General features: G+C 40.9%; 10 protein-coding genes and 1 pseudogene. 5 read left to right on the top strand and 6 right to left on the bottom strand.

Going from position 1 to position 8,360, the window contains the following annotated elements; translation table 11 throughout:
- Both ACJ751_RS24005 and ACJ751_RS24000 read right to left on the bottom strand, forming a co-directional pair.
- Positions 1 to 671 (bottom strand): annotated as a pseudogene (locus ACJ751_RS24005) (excinuclease ABC subunit A); the annotation flags it as partial.
- A gap of 561 nt (positions 672 to 1,232) precedes the next feature.
- Positions 1,233 to 1,688, bottom strand: a complete 456-nt coding sequence (locus tag ACJ751_RS24000; RefSeq protein WP_407748071.1) for a hypothetical protein — start codon at positions 1,686 to 1,688, stop codon at positions 1,233 to 1,235.
- A gap of 286 nt (positions 1,689 to 1,974) precedes the next feature.
- Between ACJ751_RS24000 and ACJ751_RS23995 the strand changes: the two genes are divergently transcribed.
- Both ACJ751_RS23995 and ACJ751_RS23990 read left to right on the top strand, forming a co-directional pair.
- Positions 1,975 to 2,409: a response regulator gene (locus tag ACJ751_RS23995; RefSeq protein WP_407748070.1), complete on the top strand. Its 435-nt coding sequence runs from the start codon at positions 1,975 to 1,977 to the stop codon at positions 2,407 to 2,409.
- A 189-nt stretch (positions 2,410 to 2,598) separates the two neighbouring features.
- The gene (locus tag ACJ751_RS23990; protein WP_407748069.1) at positions 2,599 to 2,916 is read left to right on the top strand and encodes an RNA recognition motif domain-containing protein; all 318 of its coding nucleotides are present in this window, start codon (positions 2,599 to 2,601) and stop codon (positions 2,914 to 2,916) included.
- Positions 2,917 to 2,979: 63 nt separating this feature from the next.
- Here the strand turns inward: ACJ751_RS23990 and ACJ751_RS23985 are convergent, their stop codons facing one another.
- Both ACJ751_RS23985 and ACJ751_RS23980 read right to left on the bottom strand, forming a co-directional pair.
- Complete coding sequence (locus ACJ751_RS23985) at positions 2,980 to 3,552, bottom strand: hypothetical protein (RefSeq protein ID WP_407748068.1); 573 nt, start codon at positions 3,550 to 3,552, stop codon at positions 2,980 to 2,982.
- An 11-nt stretch (positions 3,553 to 3,563) separates the two neighbouring features.
- Positions 3,564 to 4,718: a zinc-dependent alcohol dehydrogenase gene (locus ACJ751_RS23980; protein WP_407748067.1), complete on the bottom strand. Its 1,155-nt coding sequence runs from the start codon at positions 4,716 to 4,718 to the stop codon at positions 3,564 to 3,566.
- A 237-nt stretch (positions 4,719 to 4,955) separates the two neighbouring features.
- On the opposite strand from ACJ751_RS23980, the gene ACJ751_RS23975 reads away from it, so the two are divergent.
- Complete coding sequence (locus ACJ751_RS23975) at positions 4,956 to 5,270, top strand: hypothetical protein (protein ID WP_407748066.1); 315 nt, start codon at positions 4,956 to 4,958, stop codon at positions 5,268 to 5,270.
- Between the two features lie 30 nt (positions 5,271 to 5,300).
- Here ACJ751_RS23975 and ACJ751_RS23970 read toward each other — a convergent pair whose 3' ends face one another.
- Both ACJ751_RS23970 and ACJ751_RS23965 read right to left on the bottom strand, forming a co-directional pair.
- Positions 5,301 to 5,804, bottom strand: a complete 504-nt coding sequence (locus ACJ751_RS23970; RefSeq protein WP_407748065.1) for an N-acetyltransferase family protein — start codon at positions 5,802 to 5,804, stop codon at positions 5,301 to 5,303.
- 53 nt (positions 5,805 to 5,857) lie between these two features.
- Positions 5,858 to 6,208 (bottom strand): winged helix-turn-helix transcriptional regulator, encoded by a 351-nt coding sequence (locus tag ACJ751_RS23965; RefSeq protein WP_407748064.1) that lies wholly within the window; start codon positions 6,206 to 6,208, stop codon positions 5,858 to 5,860.
- A gap of 77 nt (positions 6,209 to 6,285) precedes the next feature.
- Here ACJ751_RS23965 and ACJ751_RS23960 point away from each other — a divergent pair, with 77 nt between their 5' ends.
- The gene (locus ACJ751_RS23960; RefSeq protein WP_407748063.1) at positions 6,286 to 7,284 is read left to right on the top strand and encodes a zinc-binding dehydrogenase; all 999 of its coding nucleotides are present in this window, start codon (positions 6,286 to 6,288) and stop codon (positions 7,282 to 7,284) included.
- A 257-nt stretch (positions 7,285 to 7,541) separates the two neighbouring features.
- Positions 7,542 to 8,126, top strand: coding sequence for a helix-turn-helix domain-containing protein (locus ACJ751_RS23955; RefSeq protein WP_407748062.1), 585 nt, complete (start codon positions 7,542 to 7,544; stop codon positions 8,124 to 8,126).
- The last annotated feature ends 234 nt before the right edge of the window (positions 8,127 to 8,360 follow it).

Raw genomic sequence — 8,360 nt, 5'->3', positions numbered from 1 at the left:
TGTTCGTTTGTAAATAGTATCCAATCGCGGTCTTTCTTCGGTAGGTCACGCCAGGGCTTATCTACATCATAGCCGAGCGTCATGAGGATCTCGCGCAGGTTTTGCCCCTGCCAGGCAGTAGGCCAGGCGGCAATGGCGCGTTCACGTATAGTGAGGCTATCATCCGGTACCATCGATTTTTCCGTCACATCATAGATACGGCCGAGTCCGTGACAGTTGGGACAGGCCCCTTCGGGTGTATTCGGTGAAAAGCCTTCGGCGTAGATGATCGATTGTCCTTTGGGGTAGTCGCCTGCCCTTGAAAACAACATACGGAGCAGGTTGGAGAGCGTCGTTACACTGCCAACAGAAGAACGTGTGGTTACCGCGCCGCGTTGTTGTTGTAAGGCAACAGCAGGAGGCAGGCCTTCGATTTCATCCACTTCAGGGACGGACATTTGATTGAATAACCGTCTTGCATAAGGTGAAACTGATTCCAGGTAACGGCGTTGCGCTTCAGCATACAATGTTCCAAATGCCAGCGAAGATTTACCTGAGCCCGATACGCCAGTGAAAACAACCAGCGAATTACGAGGTATGTCAACATTGATATTTTTAAGATTGTGTTCTCTTGCACCCCGCACGCGAACAAAATCGCCAGTCGATGCTTTTTTAGAATGCCCTTCCTTCATAAATGAATATTACAAACGTTTTGATACTACTACAGTATAAGCTATAGTACTTACAGCAAATACCATACTATCAAAACAAAGGGGTGGATGCTATATATGGTAAAAACACTTTGATCATCGGCTAACACAATTTTTTTTTCGAACCCAATCAGGTTCGAAGGTTGTAACCTACAGTCAAAATGGAATATTACTGCCGGCAGGGTTGAAGGAATCACAACCTGCAAAAATGGTTAATTAATACCTGGATGTAGTTCAGCGAAAAGTGTATGAGATCAGGAAACAATTTATCGGTCTTTTATCCAATTAAATGCGGCAAAAACCATAATAAAAAAGGGCAGATTTGACTCTGCCCTCTATACAGTTATCTTCTAAAGACGAAATAATAAAAACTGAATTAAAAATAAACTTAACTTTTAAAAGAAAAATCTAAATAAAAAACAATAATAACTAAAACGAGAGAGAAGATAACTGCTTCTGTACTAAAGATAGCAATATTTTGCCAGACTGCCAGATTTGTTATATACTCTCTCTGGAAAAGAAATTATATTACTCGAAGTTATCCTAGTGCTGAGTCGTATCAGGTGTTACAGGATTAGCTTTATCGTTTTGTATGTACTTATTTAATTTGGCTTGATTATCAGCTATCCTTTTCTTTAAATTCTGGATGTCCTTATTCAAGTTATCCAATCTGTCGGATTCTCTCCTCGCATTCCTGGAATCGCTTTTGACTTCAGCGGCTTTATTGTTGGCTTTTCTGGCCAATTTCTTATTCTCAGGTTTATCGCTTAATTTATCTGCTGCCTTTGAATTTTCATTCGCAGATTTCTGCGCCTGCTCTGAAGCGTCTTGTTTGTTTTTTGTTTTTTGTTCAACCTGATTTTGTAGTTTGCCCAGCTTTAATTGATCCGCGCTAATTTTTGATACTAAGGAAAGAGAATCGGTATTCACCTTTTGAGCAGATATAGACATACCAAAAAACAACAAACCGATTGTTGTTAATAACAATACTTTTTGCATAATGTACTTTTAAGTTCAATTAAAAATATGATGACAGTTATCACTCAAGGCACAAACCAGATCTTATAACTTAAACTTTGCGGAGAATAGAAAAAAGAAGAGGGCTAATTATTATTTCCCTGTATTGTCAATCTTACTATATTCTGGGAAAATTTAAACAAAGATACTTAAAAAATGCCAATTAACGTTTGCTAATTCAAGCATAAGATAGGTACACGCTTATTTGTGAGAATGATAATGGGGGATACTGATTAATTTGCCTAACTTCCTTTCCAATCAATTTTTTATGAATAAAGACGGTGAAATCATCATAATCGAAGATGACTTAGATGACCAATTATTGTTTGCTGAGGTATTCAAAAACTTAAAATTCTCCAATAAGACTATATTTTTTTCTGAAAGTGATAAAGCACTTGCCTACCTTGAATCTTCTACCACCATACCATTTTTAATTTTATCAGACATCAACTTGCCAAAATTGAATGGACTTGAATTAAAAGCAAGGGTGTTTACCAATGAGAAACTCAGTCAGAAATGTATCCCTTATATATTTTTCACTACTGCTGCAAGCAAAGAATCGGTTGTCAATGCTTATGCAACTTCTGCTCAAGGTTTTTTCACTAAGCCTGTTAAATTTAGTGAATTACAGGAAATCGTTGGGCTCATTATAGAATATTGGAAAAAGTGTTATTCTCCCGGCGATTTTAATCTTTCAAATTAATTCCATTTAAGCTGAGACGAGACTTATTTATTATTTATCAGGGATTGTAAAAAATTAAGACTACCTTCATGCAGTTATTTTGAGCCTCGCATTAGTATTCATTAATTACATTGCTTAATACACCTGCATTATAGTTAGTTTCTTACTTCTTGCTTTCCTCAGAAATTACTCATCATTTAATTTCATGGAATGAACATTTATGTTTCAAACTTAAGCTTCAACCTACAGGATGAAGACTTAAAAGATTTTTTTGCTCCTTATGGAGAAGTTACCTCAGCTAAGGTTATTATGGATCGGGAAACGGGCAAATCAAGGGGTTTCGGCTTTGTTGAAATGTCGGACGAGGCTGCTTCCCAAAAAGCTATTGCAGAACTGGATGGCGCAACGGTGGAAAACAGATCAATCACTGTATCAGTTGCCAAACCCAGAGAAGGCAGGTCTTCACAGAATAGTGGAGACAGAAGCGGTTTCAATAACCGGAATAGTTATAATGAAAACAGGTATTAAAGAATTCTCCTGATATACGAAAGCCCCGCATGGGGCTTTTTTTTTGAGCGATTCTTTCAAGAGTTATCTGTTACGTACTTTTTTATACCGCCCCGACAGTAAAATAAAAACAGTCACTGTAACGGCAACACCTAATGCTATATTTTTAACCACTCCTTTTCGGTTGTATTTCCATTCGGCCTTCCAACCACGCTCAGCAATGATGTTAGGGAAATGGCCCTTCTTAATATCGCTAATGATGCCTTCTACTACATTTATTCTGTCGGCCACGAGCAAGGTAAGCCAGTGCGCCCATTTACCTTCACTGTAATGGAAGGCATAACGGCGGAGGATACCACTTATGCCAGAAGGAGGACAGGTTGTGCCAAAAACAGCTGACACCGATGGTCTTTCGTTTGAATGTAACTTTTCCACTGTTAAAGGTTGTTGAACCGGCCTTTCATAATTAAGCCGTTTATGATCATCGCCATTCCAATGCTTCATTGGATAAGTGGGGTCATTATCCGGATCAGCATCTATACCCCATCCTTTTATATGGGTAAACTGGCCTGCCATCTCATCACTGTTCATCTTGCCTGTAGCTTCAGATCCATTTATCGCCCATTCCTGGGGCGTTTGTTGTTTTTTACTTTCCATATAGTTATGCTTTATGCTATTGCTCTGGGTGGTATTAAAATTGTTTTTATACAATTATCCCTTTTGGCAGAGAATATATGATATGCCTCTGATATTTCTTCCAGGGGTAATCTATGGGTTATGATGTCTTTGGGGTTCAATATGCCATTTTTTATATGTTCTATCAGCCTTGGTAACAGCCGCTTTACGGATGCCTGGTTGGCTCTTATAGTAAGGCCTTTGTTTACTACGTTGCCAATAGGGATCATATTAGCGGTGGGCCCATACACCCCTACCACAGAAATAATGCCTCCTTTTTTAACACTATTTATCGCCCATTCCAATGCCGTAGGAGAACCTGCCTGCAGGAGTGTTTTTCCTCCCGTCAATGTATGGAATGTATCACCTGCAGCTTCGGCACCTACGGCATCAATACACACATCAGGGCCAATGCCAGTTAGCTTTTTTAAGAAAAGCACAGGGTCTTTAATAGAAAGAAAGTTATATACTTCACACTGGGCGTAATTCTTAACAAACTCTAAGCGATAATCCAATTTATCTATTACAATTACCCGCCCTGCACCAAATAACCAGGCGCATTTGGCAGCCATAATACCAATTGGGCCTGCGCCAAATATTACAACAGTATCGCCTTTTTTAATGCCAGCCATTTCTGCGGCCTGGTAACCAGTAGGCACCACATCAGTTAGTAAGGCCGCATCGTCCAGATCCATCCAGTCGGGTATTATTTCCGGGCCCACATCAGCATAAGGCACGCGAACATACTCTGCCTGCCCACCATCGTAACCACCTGCCGTATGTGAGTAGCCATATATCCCTCCCACAGCTGTGGCTTCGGAGTTGCTTTCGTGACAATTGCCAAATAATTGCTGGGAACAAAAGGGACAAGTGCCACAGGCAATATTAAAAGGCACCAATACCCTGTCTCCTACTTTCAATTTTTGAACGGCGGAACCAACTGCTTCCACCACGCCGGTAAATTCATGCCCAAAGGTCATACCTACCCGTGTATCCGGCACCAGGCCGTGATACAGGTGCAGATCGGAACCGCAGATACATGAACGGGTTACACGAACAATAGCATCCTGCTGATGTTGAATTTCAGGTATTGCTTTGTTTTTGTCCAAACGAATTCTGAATGGGCCACGATAATTCATTGCTAACATATATAGCCGTTTAAAACAAACCCAAAAAAAGCATGCCGGATGAAATAGTGTGGAAACGCACGCGGCACCTAAATTGAGGCAGATAGAGAATTAACGCAGGAGGAAGTATGCCACTGTTGTTTGAACTATGAGCGTGATAGAAACAAAAACCGGGGGCTGTTTTAATGACAAAGCCGGTATGATCTCTGAACCAGGCTTTATGGGAACCCTGGCATAGGTTTTAAACGTTAGGGAAGCATGGATAAAGTACTCATTCAAACCTTTTTGCCCCTGTCAGACAATCGAGGCCAGCGCTTTTCGGTCGATTGGTACATAGCTCTCAGTCACGAGTTTAACGAACGCTTCGGCGGTGTAACCGTATACCAGCAGGCGCCGGTGACCGGGCTTTGGAAAGAAGAAGAACAGCATACCGTTAAAGACGAACTGATTATTTTTGAAGTCATGGCGGATAAATTTGACAATATCTTTTGGAAGCGGTTAAAGGAACAATTAGAGCAACAGTTCCGCCAGGAAAGTATTTTGATTCGCAGTTATCCTATCCAAATTATGTAAGAAAAACGAATTCGCCAGTACGGGCTCTTATTAGATAAATTTCATTTTAAAAACTACCCTGTCTTGCCCTAAACCAGAATAGTCTTTGATTACTTTTATTCCGTTGGCATTTTCAACTCCTGTCATTTCCATTCCGATCCTTAAATGAAAGTTTATTGATTTTTGGTTTGTTGGAGTTGTAATAGCTTTTAAATTTTCAATACCAATAGCTCTCAAATATTCTATAAAATGTGCGTATAATATTTTGCCCAATCCTTTTTTTTGATGATTTTGTCTTACACCAATAAGATGAACATAGCCAGTTTGCTCTGTCTGCGACACAAAGCCCAAAAGATACGCAATTACCTTGTCGTTAACTTTTATAACAAATGCGGTATTCCCAAATTCGTTAATAAACATCGGATGGTGATAGGAAAGAGTTCTGTTACTGCCCCAAAAGTCTTCAATATCTGTAAGGATTTGTAAAAAGTCTGAATAACTACAATTAGCTATTCGTTCCGTTTCCTGGTCAGATATGTCTTTGTTAATTCCCATTGTTGTATATCAATTTGGCCTGAAATTTCATCGTGATGAATGATGAACTGCACTTATATGTTATAATTCTTCCCCCATTCTTTCATGGCCAGAAGTACCGGGCTCAGGTCCAGACCGCAACGGGTAAGACTGTATTCTACCTGAGGCGGTACAGAGTCGGTGGCTTTGCGCGAAATAATGTTGTCAGCTTCCATCTCCTTTAAATGCTGGAACAACATTTTTTCCGAGATCCCGGGAATGGCGTTCTTCAATTCGTAATACCTTTTAACGCCGGACATCAATTGGTATATGATGAGTGGTTTCCAGCGGCCGCTTATTTTATGCAGTGTAAATGTAACAGGACATTTGGTGGCTATTATCCGTTTGTTCAATTGGTTGGTAGACGATGTTTTGATGGGTGCCATAGGGCCTACTTTTAGGTAAGTTCTTGTGTGAACTCAGTGACAAAGGTAGCTTTGTGCCCGAATTAAATAACAAATTAATGAAGGCAATTATAGTAACCGACAAAAATAAGGTTGAAGTTAATGAAATTCCCACACCGGCAACAGCTTTGCCACAACATCTGCTGGTACAAATGCATGCCTGCGGTATCAATGCAGGCGACGCTGCCTTTATAGCGGGTTTCTTTCCACCCGGTTCCATCCCGGTAAGTCAATCTGATATCGCCGGCGTATCGGGCGTAGGTACTGTCATTGAAACAGGGCCGGATGTTCCTGACTATTACAAGGGGAAAAAAGTAACCATCTACCGTTCCTTACAATTCAGCGAACATATTGTGGGCACCTGGAGCGATTATGCGCACGTTCATTATTTGCAGTGCGCGGTATTGTTCAACGAAGGGTCGATGGACAAGTATGCCGGTTCGCTGGTGAATATAATCACTTGTTATGCTTTTATTAAACAGGTGCAGCAACAGGGGCATAACGGCATTATTTGCACCGCTGGAAATTCTGCTACCGGCATTGCCATGCTCGGATTGTGCCAGGTATACAACATACCGGTGATCTCCATCGTAAGGAACGAAGCTGGTAAGCAGGCACTGGAAGCACTGGGTGCCAAACAGGTACTGGTGCAAACCGAAGCCCATTTCAAACAACAGCTGCAGCAACAGGCACAACAACTACAGGCAACCGCTGTTTTTGATGGCGTGGGAGGAACGTTGTTGAATGATATTATCCCTGTACTTCCTTTCAATTCCACCATCTATGTGTATGGTTTCCTGGGCGGGGCCACTTCCGTGTCTTTTCACACCAGCCTGTTAATGCGCGGTATAACGATCACCGGCTTTAGTAATTTCAAAACGATTACTGTGCAGGATCGCGCCAGACTGCAACAGGCGCTGGAAGAGATAAGCCATATTTTGCACCTGCCACATTTTGAAACGGTAAGGGGACAGGTATTTGCCTTTAACCAGGTGAATGAGGCATTGCAATATGCTGCGCAGACAGGGGCAAGGGCAGTATTGTATCCTTCGCTGTAGTACCAGAGAATGCTGTTTGCGATAACAATCGGGAGCTATTAAAAAATGGCAGCGCTATAACTGTGCTGCCATTTCTGTGTAGCTTTTTTGTTCGAACAACCAGGTGACGTAGCTGAAAATATTTAGCAACTAACCTGGATTCCAGCGAAAGGCGCTGGATCAGGTATGATCTCATAATTTTGTAAATCCTTTCAATAATTATATAACGATACATTTACCCGCAAACTGCAATTTGCATAAGTTCAAATTTTGACCTTATGGCGGGTATGTATAAAATATTTATAAAAGGAATGGTTTGTGACAGATGTATTCTTACCATTCGGGAACAATTGAATGAGCTGAAGATACCGGTTAATGGTATTAGTCTGGGTGAAGTTACCACCGTATTGGCGCTGTCCGTTCCTGATATGGCAGCCCTTGAGGAAAGGTTGAGACCGTTGGGTTTTACCCTCCTTGAAGATAAAAAGACAAAATTGGCACGTGATGTAAAGGCCCTGGTAGAAAAGGTATATTCAGGAAACTATAATTTTCCGCCAGATTTTCGCTTTTCAGATGTGGTGGTTTCCCATTTAAATAAAGATTATAATAGTGTGAGCGCTGTTTTTTCTGAACTGGAGAAAATCACTCTGGAAAAATACATTATAGATTACCGAATTGAAAAGGTAAAGGAACTACTGGTATATACAAATGATACGCTACCGGATATTGCTTTTAAACTCGGCTTTAGCAGTGCGGCACATCTTTCCCGTCAGTTTAAGTCGCACACCGGTCTTAACACATCTTACTTTAAAGAGATCCGTAAATCGAAATTATCCCTGGGTGATCCAGATAGCTCATCTTAAAATTATATACAATTCACCTTGTATTGTATAACATTCCTCCCGGCATTACAAAATAGCTTTGTAGAAAATTGTAAAACATGTCATCAGTTATATCAATCCCTCAGAAATCTGCTACCACTTATAAAAAAAATGGTATTGTAAAGGAAACATTTCCGGTACTTGAAATGACCTGTGCAGCATGCGCCATTAGCGTCGAATCCATGTTGAAATCAGTTGCAGGTGTGCAGGACGCCG

It is taken from the genome of Niastella sp. (genome assembly GCF_045805085.1).
In the GTDB taxonomy this organism is placed as follows: Bacteria; Bacteroidota; Bacteroidia; order Chitinophagales; family Chitinophagaceae; genus Niastella.
The sequence above is the reverse complement of the archived record's forward strand: the minus strand, read 5'-3'. Positions and strand labels throughout refer to the sequence as shown.